The 19,062-nt window shown below is 64.9% G+C and carries 16 protein-coding genes and 1 pseudogene; 8 read left to right on the top strand and 9 right to left on the bottom strand.

The window, feature by feature from the left end; genetic code table 11:
* Nucleotides 1-23: 23 nt before the first annotated feature.
* The 3 genes from ppc to AKN84_RS07350 form a co-directional block, all read right to left on the bottom strand.
* Nucleotides 24-2,816, bottom strand: a complete 2,793-nt coding sequence (gene ppc, locus AKN84_RS07360; protein ID WP_430649892.1) for a phosphoenolpyruvate carboxylase — start codon at nt 2,814-2,816, stop codon at nt 24-26.
* A gap of 256 nt (nt 2,817-3,072) precedes the next feature.
* The gene (locus AKN84_RS07355; RefSeq protein ID WP_050420082.1) at nt 3,073-4,617 is read right to left on the bottom strand and encodes an acyl-CoA synthetase; all 1,545 of its coding nucleotides are present in this window, start codon (nt 4,615-4,617) and stop codon (nt 3,073-3,075) included.
* Between the two features lie 131 nt (nt 4,618-4,748).
* Complete coding sequence (locus tag AKN84_RS07350) at nt 4,749-5,558, bottom strand: crotonase/enoyl-CoA hydratase family protein (protein WP_050420187.1); 810 nt, start codon at nt 5,556-5,558, stop codon at nt 4,749-4,751.
* A 101-nt stretch (nt 5,559-5,659) separates the two neighbouring features.
* Between AKN84_RS07350 and AKN84_RS07345 the strand changes: the two genes are divergently transcribed.
* Nucleotides 5,660-6,535, top strand: a complete 876-nt coding sequence (locus AKN84_RS07345; protein ID WP_050420081.1) for an SDR family oxidoreductase — start codon at nt 5,660-5,662, stop codon at nt 6,533-6,535.
* A 240-nt stretch (nt 6,536-6,775) separates the two neighbouring features.
* Nucleotides 6,776-8,356 carry a fatty acid--CoA ligase gene (locus AKN84_RS07340; RefSeq protein WP_050420080.1) on the top strand — a complete coding sequence of 527 codons (1,581 nt, stop codon included), beginning with the start codon at nt 6,776-6,778 and terminating at the stop codon, nt 8,354-8,356.
* A 141-nt stretch (nt 8,357-8,497) separates the two neighbouring features.
* On the opposite strand, the gene AKN84_RS07335 is transcribed toward AKN84_RS07340, so the two are convergent.
* Together AKN84_RS07335 and AKN84_RS07330 are read right to left on the bottom strand one after the other, a co-directional pair.
* Nucleotides 8,498-8,971 carry a GFA family protein gene (locus tag AKN84_RS07335; RefSeq protein ID WP_050420079.1) on the bottom strand — a complete coding sequence of 158 codons (474 nt, stop codon included), beginning with the start codon at nt 8,969-8,971 and terminating at the stop codon, nt 8,498-8,500.
* A gap of 82 nt (nt 8,972-9,053) precedes the next feature.
* Nucleotides 9,054-10,328, bottom strand: a complete 1,275-nt coding sequence (locus tag AKN84_RS07330; RefSeq protein ID WP_050420078.1) for an acyl-CoA dehydrogenase family protein — start codon at nt 10,326-10,328, stop codon at nt 9,054-9,056.
* Between the two features lie 220 nt (nt 10,329-10,548).
* Between AKN84_RS07330 and AKN84_RS07325 the strand changes: the two genes are divergently transcribed.
* Entirely contained in the window at nt 10,549-11,328 is a 780-nt protein-coding gene (locus tag AKN84_RS07325; protein ID WP_050420077.1) for an enoyl-CoA hydratase-related protein, read from the top strand.
* 175 nt (nt 11,329-11,503) lie between these two features.
* Here AKN84_RS07325 and AKN84_RS07320 read toward each other — a convergent pair whose 3' ends face one another.
* The 3 genes and pseudogenes from AKN84_RS07320 to AKN84_RS07310 form a co-directional block, all read right to left on the bottom strand.
* Entirely contained in the window at nt 11,504-11,875 is a 372-nt protein-coding gene (locus AKN84_RS07320; protein ID WP_050420076.1) for a DUF6285 domain-containing protein, read from the bottom strand.
* A gap of 60 nt (nt 11,876-11,935) precedes the next feature.
* A pseudogene (locus AKN84_RS07315) lies at nt 11,936-12,917 on the bottom strand (phosphotransferase family protein).
* The gene (locus tag AKN84_RS07310; RefSeq protein ID WP_050420075.1) at nt 12,914-13,708 is read right to left on the bottom strand and encodes an enoyl-CoA hydratase/isomerase; all 795 of its coding nucleotides are present in this window, start codon (nt 13,706-13,708) and stop codon (nt 12,914-12,916) included. The pseudogene AKN84_RS07315 and the gene AKN84_RS07310 overlap by 4 nt, the downstream one beginning before the upstream one ends.
* A gap of 163 nt (nt 13,709-13,871) precedes the next feature.
* Here AKN84_RS07310 and AKN84_RS07305 point away from each other — a divergent pair, with 163 nt between their 5' ends.
* The 5 genes from AKN84_RS07305 to AKN84_RS07285 all read left to right on the top strand — a co-directional run bounded on the left by AKN84_RS07305 (nt 13,872) and on the right by AKN84_RS07285 (nt 17,928).
* Nucleotides 13,872-14,654 carry an SDR family NAD(P)-dependent oxidoreductase gene (locus AKN84_RS07305; RefSeq protein WP_050420074.1) on the top strand — a complete coding sequence of 261 codons (783 nt, stop codon included), beginning with the start codon at nt 13,872-13,874 and terminating at the stop codon, nt 14,652-14,654.
* 254 nt (nt 14,655-14,908) lie between these two features.
* Complete coding sequence (locus AKN84_RS07300; protein ID WP_050420073.1) at nt 14,909-15,286, top strand: VOC family protein; 378 nt, start codon at nt 14,909-14,911, stop codon at nt 15,284-15,286.
* Nucleotides 15,287-15,449: 163 nt separating this feature from the next.
* Nucleotides 15,450-16,724: an acyl-CoA dehydrogenase family protein gene (locus AKN84_RS07295; RefSeq protein ID WP_050420072.1), complete on the top strand. Its 1,275-nt coding sequence runs from the start codon at nt 15,450-15,452 to the stop codon at nt 16,722-16,724.
* Nucleotides 16,725-17,020: 296 nt separating this feature from the next.
* Nucleotides 17,021-17,638 carry a flavin reductase family protein gene (locus AKN84_RS07290; RefSeq protein ID WP_050420071.1) on the top strand — a complete coding sequence of 206 codons (618 nt, stop codon included), beginning with the start codon at nt 17,021-17,023 and terminating at the stop codon, nt 17,636-17,638.
* 14 nt (nt 17,639-17,652) lie between these two features.
* On the top strand, nt 17,653-17,928 hold the full coding sequence (locus AKN84_RS07285) for a GNAT family N-acetyltransferase (protein WP_050420070.1): 276 nt from the start codon (nt 17,653-17,655) through the stop codon (nt 17,926-17,928).
* Between the two features lie 186 nt (nt 17,929-18,114).
* Here AKN84_RS07285 and yghU read toward each other — a convergent pair whose 3' ends face one another.
* Nucleotides 18,115-18,996, bottom strand: a complete 882-nt coding sequence (gene yghU, locus AKN84_RS07280) for a glutathione-dependent disulfide-bond oxidoreductase (RefSeq protein ID WP_050420186.1) — start codon at nt 18,994-18,996, stop codon at nt 18,115-18,117.
* Nucleotides 18,997-19,062: the final 66 nt, after the last annotated feature.

Raw genomic sequence — 19,062 nt, 5'->3', positions numbered from 1 at the left:
ATGACGGCGTTAGCATCACCACCTTAGCCGCTGTTTCGCAGCCCCGCCGAAATCCCGTTGATCGTGATCTGAATTCCGCGCAGCACCTGCTCATCGGGGTTCTGCGCGCGATGTTCCTTCAACAGCTCGACCTGCACATGGTTGAGCGGATCCATGTAAGGGAAGCGGTTGCGGATGCCGCGCTCCAGCAGCGGGTTGCCCTGCAACAGCCGATCGTGCCCCATGATGTCGAGCAGCGTCTCGATCGACAGATGCCACTCGCGGCGGATCTCGCCGAAGATCTTTTCGCGCAGTGCGACGTCAGGCACCAACTCGGCATAACGCGAGGCGATCGCGATCGAGCTCTTCGCCAGCACCATGTCCATGTTGGACAGCAGCGTGCGGAAGAACGGCCATTCCCGGTAGAGCTCCTGCAGGAACGGCATGCCCTGCTCCGGATGCTCAGCGATCCAGCTCTCGACCGCAGCGCCGAAGCCATACCAGCCGGGCAACATCAACCGGCATTGCGCCCAGGAGAACACCCAGGGAATCGCGCGCAGGTCCTCGATCTCGCGGGTCTTCTTGCGCGAGGCCGGACGACTGCCGATGTTCAACGTCGCGATCTCGTTGATGACAGTCGAGCCCCAGAAGTAGTCGGCGAAACCCGGGGTCTCGTAGACGAGCCCGCGATAGGCCTTGAACGCGAGCGCGGAGATTTCTTCCATCGCCTTGAGATATTCGGGGCGCGGCGCGCTCTGCCGCGGCTGCAGCAGGCTGGTTTCCAGCGTTGCCGCGGCGAGGATCTCCAGATTGCTGCGGCCGACCTCGGCATTGGAATATTTCGACGAGATGATCTCGCCCTGTTCGGTGATGCGGATCTGGCCGTTCACCGCGCCGCCGGGCTGTGCGATGATCGCATCATAGCTCGGGCCGCCGCCGCGGCCGACCGAGCCGCCGCGGCCGTGGAACAGGCGCAGCCGCACGCCGTGGCGCTCGAACACCTCGACGAGGCCGATCTCGGCCTTGTAGAGCTCCCAGCCCGAGGTGACGAAGCCGCCATCCTTGTTGCTGTCGGAATAGCCGAGCATCACCTCCTGCACGCTGCCGAGGCTGTCGACCAGCTTGCGATAGTCGTGCAGCACCAGCATGCGGTCCATGATGCCGCTCGAAGCCTGCAGGTCCTCGATGGTCTCGAACAGCGGCACGATGTTGACGGCGCTGCGGCCGGACGGATTGACCAGCCCGACCTCCTTCAAGAGCACCGCGACCTCGAGCATGTCGGACATGCCCTGGCACATCGAGATGATGCATTGGGAGATCACCTCGGGGCCGAATTTGGCGTGCGCCTCGGCCGCGGCGCGGAACACCGCGAGCTCGCTTTGGGTCTCCTCGGAATATTTGACGAAGGGCGAGGCCAGCGGCCGCGCGCTGCGCAGCTCGCCGAGCAGCAGGCTGACGCGCGCATCCTCGCCGAGCGCCAGATAGGACATGCCGGGATTGGCGGTATCGAGCAGCTCGGCGACCGTGCGCTCATGCACCGCCGAGTTCTGGCGGATATCGAGCCGCGCCAGATGGAAGCCGAAGCAATCCACCGCGCGCCGCAACTGCCGCAGCCGGCCGCGCGCGATCACGCCGGAATTGTTCGCGATCAGCGAGCGGTCGAGCACGTCGAGGTCGGCCTGGAATTCCCTGACAGTCGCATAGGGCTCGGCCTTGCCGACCGGCGGCCGCGTGGTCTCGACCTCGAGCCGCGTCGCGGTGGCTGCGAGCCGCGCATAGATGCCGGAGACCGCCAGGCGATACGGCTCGCCGCTGCGATGCGGCGAGGTGTCGGGCGAACGCTCGGCAAGGATCCGCAGCTCCTCGGAGACGTCGGCGAGATGCGCTGCCAGCGACAGCTCGGCGCCGAGCGCGTGCAGTTCCTCGAGATAGAAGCTGAGCACCCGGCTCGACTGCAGCCGCAGCGTGCCGCGCATCACCTCTGCGGTGACGAACGGATTGCCGTCGCGATCGCCGCCGATCCAGCTTCCCATCCTGAGGAACGAGGCGAGATCGCCGGCCTCGCCGCCCTCCTTGTTCAGCCGGTCCTCCAGCGCGCAATGCAGCCGCGGCACCTCCTGCAGGAAGGTGTAGTCGTAGAACGACAGGCCGTTGGCGACCTCGTCGAGCACGGTCAGCTTGGTCCGGCGCAGCAGATTGGTCTGCCATAGCGTCACGACGGCGCGGCGGAGCTGCTCGTCACTGGCTTCGCTCTCCTCCGGCGTCATCTGCAATCGCTCGCGGCGGTCGAGCAGATCCGCGATCTCCATCTCGCGGTCCATCGTGCTCTTGCGGCGGACCTCGGTCGGATGCGCGGTCAAGACCGGGCTGACCAGCGCGCCCTTGAAGAAGCTGCGCAGGTCGGCCGGGCTGATGCCGGCCTGACGGGCGTGCACCAGCGTCTGCTCCAGCGTGCTCGGCCGCGGCGCTCCGCTCGGGCCGCGGCTGCGCATCTGGCGGATGTTGTTCTGGTCCTCGGCGATGTTGGCGAGGTGGGAGAAATAGCTGAAGGCGCGGACGATCCGCAGCGTCTCCGCGATCGACATGCCGTCGAGGATACCCTCGAGCTCCCGCCGCGCCAGCTTGTCCTCGTCGCGGTGGAACCGGACCGACGTCTGGCGGATGCGCTCGACCAGCTCGAACACGTCGGCCCCTTCCTGGTCCCGCACGGTGTCGCCCAGCACGCGCCCTAGCAGCCGGATGTCGTTCCGCAGCCGTGCATCCTCCTCCTGCGCCTGGACCTCCGCAGCGCGCTTGGCACGGATTTCGGTCTCGGAGGGCATGGTTTGGGGAGGCAAAGTCTGGGGAGACATGGCGTGGACTCCAGAGGCTGCCCGGCTCCTCCCGAGTGTGCGCTTTTTTTGCCGCAGCGCAAGATGAACTTGCGCGGTGCACACACACACCAGCGTCGTCCCGGCGAAAGCCGGGACTCATAACCACAGACGACTGCGGTTGAAGCGAGTTGGGGCCACAGCCGTGGGCAGCTCGGAGATTTGTGGTTAGGGGTCCCGGGTCGCGCTTCGCTTGCCCGGGACGACGGGTTTCTTTGCGGCCCTAGATCCTCCGCCCCGCCCGCTCCCAATAGGGGTCGCGCAGCCGGCGCTTGAAGATTTTTCCGGAATCCTCGCGCGGCAGGTTGGTCTGGATCTCGACGTGCTTGGGCACCTTGTAGTCGGCCAGCGCGACCTTCAGCTGCGCACGGACCGAGGCGATGTCGAGTGTGACGCCCGGCTGCGGCTCGACCACGGCCATCAGCGCCTCGCCGAACTCCGCATCGGGGATACCGAACACCGCGCAGTCGTGCACGCCGGGCACCGCATGCAGCACTGCCTCGATCTCGGCCGGGTAGATATTGACACCGCCCGAGATCACCATGTCGCGCTTGCGGTCGCAGATGAAGACGTAGCCGTCGGCGTCGATATAGCCGACGTCGCCCGAGGTGATGAATCCCTGCCGGTCGATCTCGGCGCGCTTCTCGGACTTGTTGTGATAGGTGAAATCGGGATTGCCCGCGATCCGCGAATAGATCTCGCCGATCTGGCCCTGCGCCACCTCGCGGCCGTCGTCGCCGATGAAGCGAAGCTCGGCGCCGGGCGAGATCTTGCCGACCGTTCCCGGCTTCTTCAGCGCATCTTCCGACGTCGCGAACGTCACTGCGCCCGACTCGGTCGAGCCGTAGAATTCGTAGATCACCGGCCCCCACCATTCGATCATGGCGCGCTTGACATCGGCCGGGCACGGCGCGGCGGCGTGGATGATGTGGCGCAGCGACGACATGTCGTACTTCCTGCGCACCTCCTCGGGCAGTTTCATCAGGCGGATGAACATCGTCGGCACCATGAAGATGGTGTCGATCCTGTCGCGCTCGATCAGCGCCAAGAACTCCTCCGCGTCGAATCGCGGCATCAGCACCAGCGCGCCGCCGAGCTTGCCCGAGCGCAGCCCGAAGGAGTTCGGCGCGGAATGGTAGAGCGGTCCGGGCAGGATCGCGCGCGCTCCCGGCTTCAGACCGTAGATCATCGCGCGCATGGCTTCCGCATTCGCGGTCTGCTCCGGCGTCGGCGCGAAGCGGCGCACGCCCTTCGGATGACCTGTGGTGCCCGAGGTGTAGATCATGTTCTGCGGCTGCGGCACGACAGGGCCGTCATAGCGCGGGAATTGCGCCAGCCAGGATTCGAAATCGATCGCGAAATCCGGCGTCGCGAGATGATCGGGATTGATCTTGTAGCTCGCGAGGATCTCCGGCGGCGTCGGCACGCTGAGCACGGTGACGTCGGCGGGGATCGCGCCGCGCAGCGGATGCAGCATGTCGGCATGGCCGATCAGGACGCGCGTGCCGGAATCCGTCAGCACGTAGTTGATCTCTTCCGGCTTGAAGTGCCAGTTGATCGGCACGCCATAGGCACCGAGCCGCATCGCGGCGTAGGCGGCCTCGATGAAGGCGATGTCGTTGCGCATCAGCATGCAGACACTGTCGCCCGGCTTGACGCCGAGTTTGTTCAGGCCGCTGGCGATGCGCTCAGTGCGCTCGGCCACCGCAGCGTGATCGCGCCGGCGCTCGCCACTGATGATGCCGAGGAATGGTTTGGACGTTTCCATTGTCGTTGTCCGATCTTGTGTCGGTTCGAAGTCAAGTTGTCGTTCCGGGATGGTCCGAAGGACCAGACCCGGAACCTCGAGATTCCGGGTTCGATGCTACGCATCGCCCCGGAATGACACTGCGGCCGTCATCACACATCCGCAAACTTCGGCGCACGCTTCTCCAGATTGGCGCGCACGGACTCCGTCTGGTTCGGGCTGCCGAGCAGCTTCTGCTGCTCGACGGATTCCGCAAGCAGTGCGGCCGCTGGATCGACCGACAGATTGTTCAGCATGCGCTTGGCGGCACGGATCGCATCCGGGCTCTTGCCGGCGATCTCGCGCGCGACCTCGAGCGCGGCGGCGCGCGGATCGTCGCAGACCCGGGTGGCGAGGCCGTAGCTCTGGGCTTCCTGCGCCGAGAAGATGCGGCCGGTATAGGTGAGTTCGCGCAGGACGTCGTCGCGCACGAGGCTCGCGAGGATCGGCGTGCCCGCCATGTCGGGGATGAGACCCCACTTGATCTCCATGATCGACATCCGTGCGTAGGTTGAGAGGAAGCGCATGTCGGCGCCGAGCGCGAGCTGGAAGCCGCCGCCGAAGGCGACGCCGTGGACCGCGGCGATGACAGGCACCGGGAGCTGGCGCCAGCCCCAGACTGCCTGCTGCGGAAAATTGGCCTTGCCGTGGGTGCGGATCGTCAGATCGCGCTTCTCGCCGCCCGGCACCCCGTTACCGCCATCCTTCATGGCGGCGAACCGGCCCATGTCGAGGCCGGCGCAAAACGCCCGGCCCTCGCCGGACAGCACCACCACCCGAACGGATTTTTCCTTGGAAAGTCGGTCGGTTGCGGCGACCAATGCCTCGAACATCGCGGCATCGAGCGCGTTCATCTTGTCGGCCCGTACCAGGCGGACATCGGCGATACCGTCTGAAATCGATATCGAAACGCGATCTTCCATCATTCCCTCCGCTGTGTTCCTTGAGTTGGCGCTTTACAGAAAGGCCGTTGTCCGCTTTTAGTCAATCGACCAATTAACTGACAACCCCCGTGGAGGAAACGATGTTCTCTGATCAGCTTCTTGCCGGGCGGCGCATCCTGGTAACCGGTGGTGGCACCGGCCTTGGCAAGGCCATGGCCTCGCGGTTCCTCCAGCTCGGCGCCGAGGTGCATATCTGCGGCCGCCGCAAGAGTGTCTGCGACGAGACCGCCACCGAGCTGATGGCCGAGCATGGCGGACGCGTGGTCAGCCACGGCGTCGACATCCGCAATGCCATGGCGGTCGACGAGATGATCGACGCGATCTGGACCACCAGCGGTCCCCTCACCGATCTCATCAACAACGCCGCCGGCAATTTCATCTCGCGCTCGGAAGAGCTGTCCGCGCGAGGCTTTGACGCGGTGGCCAACATCGTGATGCACGGCACCTTCTACGTGACGCACGCGGTCGGCCGACGCTGGATTGCCGGCGGGCATCGCGGCAACGTGGTGTCGATCACGGTGACCTGGGTGCGCAATGGCTCGCCCTACGTGGTGCCGTCGGCGATGAGCAAGTCGGCGATCCACGCCATGACCATGTCGCTTGCGATCGAATGGGGCCGCCACGGCATCCGCCTCAACACCATCGCGCCCGGCGAGATTCCGACCGAGGGCATGAGCAAGCGGATCAAGCCCGGCGACGAGGCTGGTGCGCGCACCAAGGCGATGAACCCGATGGGCCGTGTCGGCACCATGGAGGAGCTGCAGAACCTCGCGGTGTTCCTGATCTCCGGCGGCTGCGACTGGATCAACGGCGAGACCATCGCCATGGACGGCGCGCAGGCGCTCGCGATGGGCGGCAATTTCTACCAGCTCCGCGACTGGAGCGACAACGACTGGACCAAGGCGCGCGAGTCGATCAGGGCCCAGAACGAGAAGGATCGCGCGGCGCGGGGTTAAGGCCCGCGCTTGCGCCTCAACCACTGCCGTCGTCCTGGCGAAAGCCAGGACCCATAACCACCGCTGTGCGCGATCGCGCACGCCGTGGCCGCAACGTCGCGCCTCACTTGCATTCGTGGCAATGGGTCCTGGCTTTCGCCAGGACGACGTTGAGACATCATCGTCGCTCACCCCGTATTGTTTTTCCCGCGCGATGCGGCCACACTCCGCGCAAACAAAACAAGACGTCACGGGGGAAACATGTCCGACGCACCGAAATTGAGCAACCTTGCCGACATGGTGCGCGACCGCGCGAAGAGCCGCGGCGATGCGCTGGCCTATGAGTTCGAGGGCCGGCAAACCTCTTTCGCCGAGTTCGACATCAAGACCAACCGCGTCGCAAACGCACTGATCGCGATGGGCGTCAAGAAGGGCGAGCGCATCGCCTATCTCGGCAAGAACAGCGACTTCTATTTCGAGCTCCTGATGGGCGCGATGAAGGCCGGCGTGGTGATGGCGCCGGTGAACTGGCGCCTCGCCGGCCCCGAGGTCGCCTTCATCGTCGACGACTGCAGGGCGCCGGTGCTGTTCGTCGGTCCCGAATTCATCACCCAGGCGCGCAACATTGCCGACAAGCTGCCCAGCGTCCGCACCATCATCACCACCGAGGGCGGCGCGCCGGAATGGCCCGATTTTCTCGCCTGGCGCGATGCGCAGAGCGGCGACGACCCGCGCATTGCGATCGAGCCGAAGGATATCGCGATCCAGCTCTACACCTCGGGCACCACGGGCAAGCCGAAGGGCGCGATGCTGTCGCACGCCAACTTCCTCAATCTCGTGCAGAGCGGCAACGAGGCCGAGAAGCCGGAATGGAACCGGTGGACCACCGACGACGTCTCGCTGGTCGCGATGCCGATCTTCCACATCGGCGGCTCCGGCTGGGGCGTGATGGGGCTCTATCACGGCGCCCGCGGCGTGATCGCGCGCGAGTTCGATCCGACCAAGGTGCTCGATTTCTTCGAGCAGTCCGGCATCACCAAACTGTTCATGGTGCCGGCAGCGATGCAGTTCGTGGTGCGGCAGCCGCGCGCGCGGCAGGTCGACTTCTCCCGCCTGAAATACATGCTGTATGGCGCCTCCCCGATCCCGGCGGCGCTGCTGAAGGAGTGCATCGAGGTCTTCAAATGCGGCTTCGTGCAGATGTACGGCATGACCGAGACCACCGGCACCATCGTCGCGCTGCCGCCCGAGGATCATATCGAGGGGCTCGAGCGGATGCGCTCGGCCGGCAAGGCGCTGCCCGGCGTCGAACTCGCAATCCTCGACGAGAACGGCAAGCCGCTGCCGCCGGGCGAGGTCGGCGAGATCGCCACCCGCTCCGGCTCCAACATGGCGGGCTACTGGAATCTGCCCGAGGCCACCGCAAAGACGATCGACGGCAACGGCTGGCTGCGCACCGGCGATGCCGGCTACATGGACAAGGATGGCTATCTCTACATCCACGACCGCATCAAGGACATGATCATCTCCGGCGGCGAGAACATCTATCCGGCCGAAGTCGAAAGCGCGCTGTGCGACCATCCTGACGTGGCGGAGGCCGCTGTCATCGGCATCCCCGACGACAAATGGGGCGAGGCGGTGAAGGCGGTGGTGGTGATGAAGCCCGGCAAGACGGCTACCGCGACCGACATCATCAACTTCACCCGCGAGCGCATCGCGGGCTACAAGACGCCGAAATCGGTCGACTTCATCCCGGCGCTGCCGCGCAACCCGTCGGGCAAGATTTTGCGGCGGAGCCTGCGTGAACCGTACTGGGTCGGCAAGGACCGGCAGGTGAATTAGCCTCTGTCGTCCCGGCGCAGGCCGGGACCCATAGCCACCGTTGTTCGTTGTGGCACAATGCTGGGGCCACAGCCCGCTCAACTGACAACCGACTGTGGTCATGGGTCCCGGCCTTCGCCGGGACGACGGTGGAGAGAGTCATCAAGCCTTCTTCATCCTCTCCCGCAACACCCGCCAGCGCTCCTGCGCCTCCTGTGGCCAGACCTCTCTTCGATCGTAGTATTCGGCGAACACCTTGGCGCCCGGCGGGAACGTCACCCAGGGCTGCTTCGACGAGGTGAAGATGTGGACATCGGGCGGGCACTGGCTCGGATCATCCAGCGTGCCGACGCGGACGAAGCGCACCGCGGGGCCCGAGCCCGGATAGTTGCTCCACACCGCGACCTTGCAGCGCGGGCAGCGGGCGATCTTCTGCCCCTTGCCACTCGCCGACGGCGTGTCGACCATCTCGGGCTCGGCTGCGATGTGCGCGACCCGTTCGGCCTCGTACATCGCGTTGAGCGCGTGCACGGTGCCGGTCTCGCGCTGGCACCAGGTGCAGTGGCAGGCATGCACGATCATCGGCCTGCCGGTGAGGCGGTAGCGGACGTTTCTGCAGGTGCATCCACCTTCCATCTCGTACCGCCTCTAGGTCCTTGTTTGACGCGTTTTCTTCACGCGAACCGGCATCCACTTCGCTCGAAAACGCTCTGGTACCTCAATGCTTGCCGGCTCCCATGTAGCCGAACAGGAAGCCCGCCACCTTGCGCTTCTGGATCTCCTCGCTGCCCTCGGTGATGCGGTAGCGGCGGTGGTGGCGATAGATGTGCTCGAACGGCTTGTGACGCGAATAGCCCATGCCGCCATGCACCTGCATGGCGCGGTCGGCGGCTTCGCAGCACAAACGGTTTGCCCAGTAATTGCACATCGAGACCCGGTCCGACAGCGTGTGCTCGACCTGCGCCTGGGTCAGTTGGTCCATCTCCCATGCCGTCTTGCGGATCAACAGCCGCAGCATCTCGGCTTGCGTGGCAAGTTCGACCAGCGGCCACTGGATCGCCTGGTTCTCGGCCAGCGCCTTGCCGAACGGCTTGCGCTCGCGGGCATATTTCACGCTCTCATTAATGCAGTAGACCGCAGCACCAAGCGAGCTTGCCGCCTGGCGGATGCGGTTCTCGTGCACGAAGCATTGCGCCAGCGACAGGCCGCGGCCGACCTCGCCGAACTGCGCATCCTCAGGGACAAACACGTCAGTGAAGCTGACCCGCGGATGATCGGTCGGCATGTTGAAGGTCCACATATACTCTTCGACCTTCACGCCCGGCGACTTCGCCGGCACCAGGAAGCAGCTGATGCCGCGCGCATCGCCGTCATTGCCCGAGGTGCGGGCAAACAGCGCGCAGTGCGTCGCGACATGCATGCCTGTCGTCCACATCTTCTCGCCGTTGATGATCCAGCCCTTGACGTTGTCACGGGTGGCCTGCACCGCTTTGGTTTCCATATGCGTGGCGTCGGAGCCGTGCTCGGGCTCCGTGAGGCCGAACGTGATGCGGTACTTGCCGGTGATCGAGCCGTCGATCATCGCCTTCTGCTCGTCGGTTCCATAGCGGTCGAGCATGGTGACGATCGGCAGATTGCCGACGATCGAGTGCTCGTTCTGCAGATCGTTGTGCAGGCCGAGCCCCTTCGAGGCAAAATGCTCGCGGATCACGGCCATCCAGAGATTGGAGCCATCCTTGCCGCCGTAACGCTTCGGGATCGCGAAGCGCAGATGGCCGGCGGCGTCGGCGAGGTTCTTGGCCTTGCGCAGCAATAGCTCCCATTCATGGCGCGGCAGGCCGCCCTTGTCGAAATCGGTGCGCGCCCATTCGCGGCGATGATCGAAGAAGCGGATGTTGTCATCGGCCTCTTCCAGCGGCTTGATCTCGCGTTCGATGAAGCGATCGAGCTCGGCGAGATAGGCTGTCAGGTCAGCCGGCAGATTGAAATCCAAGGCGGTCTCTCCCGAAGATTTTGTTGATTCTGGATTTGCGTCTAGACGCTATCGCGCATCCGTGTTCGGATCGATTAAGGTGAGAAGCGCGCGGCCAAGTCAAGCAGGCCGGTGAGGCTTGCGCGCGCGGTCGCTTTGCGTAATTGGATGGCACGGAACGGCGCGCAGGCGCTAGGATATCGGCCATATTCTTCGCCGCAGAAAATCGACGGGAGCAAACATGGATCTGAAATTCTCCAAGGTGACGCGCAAGGGTCCCATCACCATCGTGACGCTGTCGCGGCCCGAGGTTTACAACGCGCTACACATCGACGCACATTTCGAGCTCAACAAGGTGTTCGACGACTTCTCCGCCGATCCCGAGCAGTGGGTGGCGATCGTCACCGGCGCCGGCGACAAGGCGTTCTGCGCCGGCAACGACCTGAAGTGGCAGGCCGCCGGCGGCAAGCGCGGCTGGGACAAGGGCGGCTTCGCCGGCCTGACCACCCGCTTCGATTGCGACAAGCCGATCATCGCCGCCGTCAACGGTGTTGCGATGGGCGGCGGGTTCGAGGTCGCGCTGGCCTGCGACCTGATCATCGCTGCTGAGAACGCGACCTTCGCCCTGCCCGAGCCGCGCGTCGGCCTCGCTGCGCTCGCCGGCGGCCTGCAGCGGCTGCCGCGCCAGATCGGGCTGAAGCGCGCCATGGGCATGATCCTGACCGCGCGCCATGTCAGCGCCAAGGAAGGCCTCGAGCTCGGCTTCGTCAACGAGGTGGTGCCGCAGGGCGAGGCCCTGGCCGCCGCCGAGCGCTGGGCCGAGACCATCACCAAGAACTCGCCGATGTCGATCCGCGCCTCCAAGCAGGCGATCCAGAAGGGCCTCGAAGTCTCGCTCGAACAGGCGATGACCGAGCAGCGCGAATATCCGGCGGTGAAGGCGATGGCCGCCTCGCAGGACTACATCGAGGGCCCGAAGGCGTTTTCGGAGAAGCGGCCGCCAAAGTGGCTGGGGCGGTAATCGCCCGCTCCCCGTCATTGCGAGGAGCGTAGCGACGAAGCAATCCATGCCTCCACAAGCGGCCAGATGGATTGCTTCGCTTCGCTCGCAATGACGGTGTGGGATGGGTGGAGCGCAGCGATACCCATCGGCGTTGTGCACGCGTCGTGATGGGTATCGCTTCGCTCCACCCATCCTACTTTTCGAGTTCCCTCTTGTAGGACGCGTAGTTCGGCTGATCGACGGCGAGCTTGTCCATCGTGGTCTGCCAGAGATGCTCCGGCAGGCCCGGCGTCGTCAGATCGACCTCGCCGCTTGCGATCTTCTCCGACAGCGCGCGGTTCAGCTCTATCAGCGTGCCGTCTGCGCCGAGCAGCGCCTTCAGCCGCGCAGCCTCGGTCGCATCGCCGGCCTCGGCGAGCGCAAGCTGCCGCGTCACCAGGTCGAGCGCGTTGATACCGACGCGCAGCTTGAAGCCGTTGTGCCCTTTGATGACAGGCGCGATCTCGTTGCGCAGGAAATCGGCGACGGCCTTGATCAGTTCGGTGGTGGTCGGTTCGTCCTGCATGTCATTTGCTTTCTTTTTTGCGCATGATCGATTCCGAAAACCGGACACCACTTTTCGGGATCATGCGCGCGGAGCCAGCAACCGCAGCAGATCGATCTCGGTCTCCGACGCGCGGCGCCCGATCATCGCACGCTCCATCGAGTGATCCGGGCCGGCGCGGAAGCGCTGCATCATGCCGCAGCACATCACGCCCCAGCGCAGCGTGCCCATCACTTCCCAGAACATCACGCGATCAGGATCGGCCTTGCGGCCGGCTTCCTCATAGCCCGCGAACAGATCCTCGCGGGTGCCGAAGCCGCCGACCGGCTTGTCGATCTCGCCGAAGCGCCAGGAGTTGACGCAGATCCACCCGAGATCTTCCATCGGATCGCCGGTATGCGCGAGTTCCCAGTCGAGCACTGCGCGCACCCCGTCGGGGCCGATGATCAGATTGCCATGCGGAAATCGCCATGCACCAGCGTCACCTCGGACGACGGACCGGGATCGTGATCGCGCAGCCAGCGCAACGCCAGCTCGAACACCGGCCGCGGCCAGTTGAAGCTGTGATACTCGCGGGAGAGATCCTCGATCTCCTTGGTCGCCGTCAGGCACGCAGCTTCGGCAGTTTCGCCTGCGGCAGACCATGAATGCCGGCGATGACGCGGCCGAGCTGGCGGGCGAGGATCGGCCGCGCCTTGGCATATTCCTCGTCGCGCAAAATTTTCCGCGCGATGGTCTCGCCTTCGACCCGCGCCATGATGAAGCCGCGGCCAAGGCCGTCGTCCGGCGTCAGCACATGCATCACCATCGGCGACGGCAGGCCCGCGTCATGCGCGAGCTGCATCAGCGTGGCCTCGGCATCGAGCCCGGCGGCGCGGCCGGGCGCGGCACCGTAGCCCGGCGGCGCGCGGCGCAGGATCGCGCCGATATTGCCGTCCGGATGCACGATGTCGAACGTCCAGGTCTCCTGGCTGGCGCCGCCGGAGAGCTTGGCGGCGCCGGTGACGCCCGTCGCACCCGGATGAAACGCGGCGACGCAGCGCGTGAGCTCGGTCTCGATCATTTGCCCTTGAACTTCGCCGGCCGCTTCTCGAGGAATGCGGTGACGCCTTCCTTGAAATCCTCGGCGCGGCCCGCGATCCGCTGCGACTCGAATTCCAGATTGAGCTGATCCTCGAGGGTATTTTCCGGGCTGTCCCAGTAGAGCTTGCGGATCAGCGACAGCGCGACGGTCGGGCCGTTGGCGAGATCGTGCGCCATCTTCATGGTCTCCTCCATCAGCACGGCGTCGTCATAGACGCGGTTGACGAGGCCCCATTCCAGCGCCTTCTCGGCCGGCAGCCGCTCGCCGAGCAGCGACAGCTCGACCGAGCGCGCCTTGCCGATCAGCCGCGGCAACAGCCAGGTCGAGCCGCAATCCGGCACCAGTCCGATGCGGCGGAACGCCTGCAGGAAATAGGACGAGCGCGCACACAGGATCAGGTCGCCCATCAGCGCGAAGCTCATGCCGGCGCCGGCGGCCGGACCGTTCACCGCGGTGACGATCGGACAGTGCAGCTTACGCAATCGGCGCAGGAACGGATGGAACGCGGTTTCCAGCGCCGCGCCGGCGTTGCTCCTGCCAGGCTTCTGCTGCTGGTTGCGGCCCTGCAGATTGGCGCCGGTGCAGAAGGCGCGGCCCGCGCCCGTGATCACCAGGCAGCGCACCTCGTCGCGCTTGTCGTCGATCGCATCGAGCGCCTCGGCAAGGCCGCCCAGCATGTCGATCGAGACCGCATTCATGACTTCCTGATGGTCGAGCTTGAGGATCGCGACCGATCCGTCGAAGTCGAGCGTGACGTGTTTGAACTGCATGGTTTCCTCTTTACGTTGCTTCGGCGGTTGGTACCGCAGTAGGTCGATGGGTCGACCTGTGTTTGGACCCATATTTGATTTTTGTGCCGGGCTTGTCCATGGTCGGCGGCAAGCCCATCCGTGAACGCGTGATTAGCGCGCACCAAACCAAATGGAAACCCCAATGAGTGGCATCTTCGATCTCACCGGCCGCGTCGCTGTCATCACCGGCGGCAATGGCGGCATCGGCCTTGGCATCGCGCAGGCGCTCAACGCCGCCGGCTGCAACGTCGCGATCTGGGGCCGCAACGCGGAAAAAAACGCCAACGCCGCGGCCTCGATGAAGGCCGGGCCCGGCAAGGTCGCGACGCAATTCTGCGACGTCAGCGATCCCGGCTCGGTCAAGACCGCGATGAAGGCGACGCTCGACACCTTCGGCCGCGTTGACGGCTGCTTCGCCAATGCGGGCATCGGCGGCGGCGGACGCCGCTCCTTCGTCGACCGCACCGAGGAGGAATGGCGCAAGATGTTCGCGACCAATCTCGACGGCGTCTTCCACGTATTCCAGGCTGCGGCACGCCACATGACCGAGCGCTCTGAAGCCGGCGACAAGTTCGGCCGCCTGGTCGCAACATCGAGCCTCGCCTCGCTGTTCGGCACCGCCCGCAACGAGCACTATGCCGGCACCAAGGCCGCGCTGAACGCGCTGTGCCGCGCACTCGGCGTCGAGCTCGCCCGCCACGGCGTCACCGCCAACGCCATCCTGCCCGGCTGGATCAAGAGCGACATGACCGCCGGCATCATGGCCAACGACAAGTTCGTCGCCAACGTGATGCCGCGCATCCCGGTGCGCCGCTTCGGCGAGCCGAGCGATTTCGGCGGCATCGCGGTCTACCTCATGAGCAAGGCGTCGTCCTATCATACGGCGGATTGCTTCGTGATCGACGGCGGGTATACGGCGTTCTGAGTACCGACCCGCAGGCCGACCCGTCACCCTGAGGAGCGCGTAGCGCGTCTCGAAGGATGAACGGCCCAGCCGGTGGCCGTGCATCCTTCGAGGCTCGCTCCGCTCGCACCTCAGGATGACGGTGCTGGCTTCTGAGAGTGCGTCATCGACGCGCGACGCAGCGTCGCTTCCGTCGCGACAAAACTGCTGCTAAGCGTTCCAGCTGCAAGGGCGCAACAAGGCGACCTTAGCCAACAAGAGGGAGGATATTTCAGATGTTTTCACACGTGATGGTTGGCACCAACGATCTGGACAAGGCCAAGGCGTTCTATGATGCGCTGCTCGGCACGCTCGACGTCCGGCCGGCCCGGGTCGACGGTCACCGCATTATGTACCTCACCAAGGCCGGCATTTTCATGGTTTCCAAGCCGATCGACGGCGAGCCGGCGACGCACGCCAATGGCGGCACGATCGGCTTTGCCTGCTCCTCGCCGGAGCAGGTCGAGGCCTGGCACGCGGCCGGCATCGCCAATGGCGGCAAGTCTATCGAGGATCCGCCGGGCGTGCGGGAAGGAGGCGGCATCAAGCTCTACCTCGCTTACTTGCGCGATCTCGACGGCAACAAGATCTGCGCGATGCATCGGATGACCTGACGATCCGGCGCGCGTCGTGAGCGGCGGCGTTCAAACAACGTTTGAAACGCCGCCGCTAAATTCCGCGATGCGGTAGCGATCGTACGAAAATCGGTGCTCGCGCTTCGCGCCGCACGCGTCTATTGTCCGCCGCGAAACGCGCCTTCGCGAGGGAGAAAAGACAATGAAACATGCCTATGTGCCGCGCACCACGAACTACACGCTCAATCCGGGCGACGAGCTCAACGACCTCCGGATGTCGGACAAGGTCCGCCCGCTCTACGACCATGTGAAGCAGTTCATCCGCGACACCGTCGACCCGATGTCGGTCGAGTTCTATCGCGCCGGCGAGAAGAAGACCAACCGCTGGAGCTTCACCGACGAGCAGCTCGCGATCCTGCAGAAGGCCAAGGACAAGGCCAAGGAAGTCGGCCTCTGGAACTTCTTCCTGCCCGACGCCGAGACCGGCGATGGCCTCAACAACCTCGACTACGCCTATATCGCGGCCGAGCTCGGCAAGAGCCCGCTGGCATCCGAGACCATGAACTGCTCGGCGCCCGACACCGGCAACATGGAAGTGCTGGAGCGCGTCGGCACCAAGGCGCAGAAGGAGAAGTGGCTGAAGCCGCTGCTCAACGGCGAGATCCGCTCGGCCTATGCGATGACCGAGCCGAACGTCGCCTCCTCCGACGCCAAGAACATCTCGACCACAGCCAAGCTGGTCGGCGACGAGTGGGTGATCAACGGCGAGAAGTATTACATCTCCGGCGCCGGCGATCCGCGCTGCAAGATCATGATCGTGATGGTGAAGACCAATCCGGACGCGGCGCCCAGCAAGCAGCAGTCGCAGATCCTGGTGCCGATCGACACCCCCGGCGTCGAGATCCTCGGCCCGATGCACGTGTTCGGCCATGATCATGCGCCGCGCGGCCACATGCATCTGCGCTTCAACAATTGCAAGGTGCCGAAGGAGAACATGCTGCTCGGCGAGGGCCGCGGCTTCGAGATCTCCCAGGTCCGCCTCGGCCCGGGCCGCATCCATCACTGCATGCGCACCATCGGCAAGGCCGAGAAGGCGCTCGACATGATGGTGCAGCGTGGCCTGACCCGCGAGGCCTTCGGCAAGAAGATCGCCCATCTCGGCGGCAACATGCAGATCATCGCCCAGGCCCGCTGCGAGATCGAGGCGATGCGGCTGATGGTGCTGAAGGCCGCCAAGGCGATGGACGTGCTCGGCAACAAGGAAGCCCGCGTCTGGGTCTCGATGGTCAAGGCCATGGTCCCCGAGCGGGCTTGCAAGGTGATCGACCAGGCGATCCAGATGCACGGCGCCACCGGCATCTCGCAGTGGTCGCCGCTCGGCGAAATGTACCAGGACGTCCGCCATCTCCGCTTCGCCGACGGTCCGGACGAGGTGCACTGGATGGTGGTCGGCCGCCACGAGCTGAGCATGCCGTAACCTATCTTCCCCTTCTCCCCGCTTGCGGGGTCGAGACGAGCGAAGCTCGCTCTTGGAAGGTCGGGATGAGGGGGAGTCTCCACAAGGACGGTGAAAAACGCACTCGCGGAGACCTCCCCCTCACCCATATCGCATCTAACGATGCGATATGACCTCTCCCCGCAAGCGGGGCGAGGTAAGAAAGCAAGAGCAGGTCTGCGAGGCGGGTTCGCGCAAGCGTAACCCGCCTTTTGCTTTTCGAACCGCCGGCGGCGGGTTACGCTTCGCACCCGCTCACCGAAATTCCGGATAGCCCCATGGAATACGCCGCAAGCGACCTCAGCCAGCGCGAACGCTACAAGGTGCTGACCTCCTTCGTGCTGCCGCGGCCGATCGCCTGGGTGACGAGCACGAGCCCGGACGGCGTGGTCAATGCGGCGCCGTTCTCGTTCTTCAACGTGTTCTGCGAGGACCCGCCGCTCTGCATGTTCGCGGTCAACCGGAGACCCGGCGGCCGCGAGAAGGACACGCTTGCCAACATCCGCGCGACGCCCGAGTTCGTGGTCCATCTCACCGACGAGCCGCTGGCGCGCGCGATGCACGAGAGCTCGGGCGATTTCCCGCCCGAGATCGGCGAGCCCGATTATCTCGGCCTGAGGCTTGCGCCCTCACGCAAGATCGCGGTACCCAGGCTTGCGGATGCGCCATTCGCGATGGAGTGCAAGACCTGGAAGCTGATCGACGTCAACGGCGACCGGCAGCTGATCATGGGCGAAGGCATCCATTTCCACATCCGCGACGAATTGTGGGACCATGAGGCGATGCGCGTCCACATGGAGCGCTATCACCCGATCGGCCGCATGTTCGCCGATCGCTACTGCCGGACCGACGACCGCGTGGTGTTTCCCGCGGCTGAAGGCGCGAAGCAAAAATAGCCGAGGACCAGACAATGAGTGAAGCATTCCGCGACAACGCCGCGCAGAGCCGGTTCGAGCTCGCCGTCGACGGCCACACCGCCTTCGTGGTGTACCGCAAGACGCCGGACACGATCACGCTGGTTCATACCGAGGTGCCGCCGGAGCTCGGCGGCCGCGGCATCGGCTCAAAACTCGCCCGCGCCACGCTCGACGCCGTGCGCGCGCAGAACATCAAGCTCGTCGTGACATGCGAGTTCATCCAGGGCTTCATGAAGAAGCATCCGGAGTATGATGATTTGCTGGGGTGATGCATGGCGAGGAGCGCGGAACGCGTTCCTCATGACGGATCTATCATCGTCGTTGCGAGCGAAGCGAAGCAATCCATCGCACCGCATACGCGGAAGCATGGATTGCTTCGTCGCTTCGCTCCTCGCAATGACGACGGTGAAAGCTTCAGAACCTCTCAGGATGACGGGTCAGATTGATCGCGCAGACTACGACGCCGCCGGCTCGCCGATCTTGTCCTGCGTCCTGGTCTCGAAATCGCTGGCCTCGTGCCGCTCGTGGAGCTGGCTCGACGGCTCGCCCCAGGTGCGGTTGACCATGCGGCCGCGCTTCACCGCGGGCCGGGCCGCAATCGCATCGGTCCAGCGCTGCACGTTCTTGTAGTCCTGCACCGAGAGGAATTCGCCGCCACCATAGAGCAGGCCCTTGGCCAGGCTGCCGTACCAGGGCCACACCGCCATGTCGGCGATGGTGTAGACGTCGCCCGCGAGATATTCGTTGTCGGCGAGCCGGCGGTCGAGCACATCGAGCTGGCGCTTCACCTCCATCGCGAAACGATCGATGGCGTATTCGATCTTGGTCGGCGCATAGGCATAGAAATGCCCGAAGCCGCCGCCGAGATAGGGCGCCGAGCCCATCTGCCAGAATAGCCAGGAGAAGGTTTCGGCGCGGGTCTTGACGTCGGTCGGCAGGAACGCGCCGAATTTTTCCGCCAGGTAAACCAGGATCGAGCCCGACTCGAACACCCGGATCGGCTCAGGCCCGCTACGGTCCATCAGCGCCGGGATCTTGGAGTTCGGGTTGACCGCGACGAAGCCGCTGCCGAACTGGTTGCCGTCGATCTTGATCAGCCAGGCGTCGTACTCGGCACCCTTGTGGCCCGCCGCGAGCAGCTCTTCCAGCATCACGGTGACCTTCACGCCGTTCGGCGTCGCCAGCGAATAGAGTTGCAGCGGATGGCGGCCGACCGGCAATTCCTTGTCATGGGTGGGACCCGCGATCGGCCGGTTGATGCTGGCGAAGCGCCCGACGCTCTCCTTGTTCCAGGTCCAGACTTTCGGCGGCTCGTAGGCAGAGGTGTCGTCAGTCACGTCGTTGGCTCCCGGTTTTACGTTTTTCCACGGCGCGGCAACCGCCGTGCCGATCCGCATATCCGC

Origin of the sequence: Bradyrhizobium tropiciagri (assembly GCF_001189845.1) — a bacterium.
Taxonomy (GTDB): Bacteria; Pseudomonadota; Alphaproteobacteria; order Rhizobiales; family Xanthobacteraceae; genus Bradyrhizobium; species Bradyrhizobium tropiciagri.
Note: the sequence above shows the minus strand (reverse complement) of the source record. Positions and strands in the feature narration are given on the sequence as shown.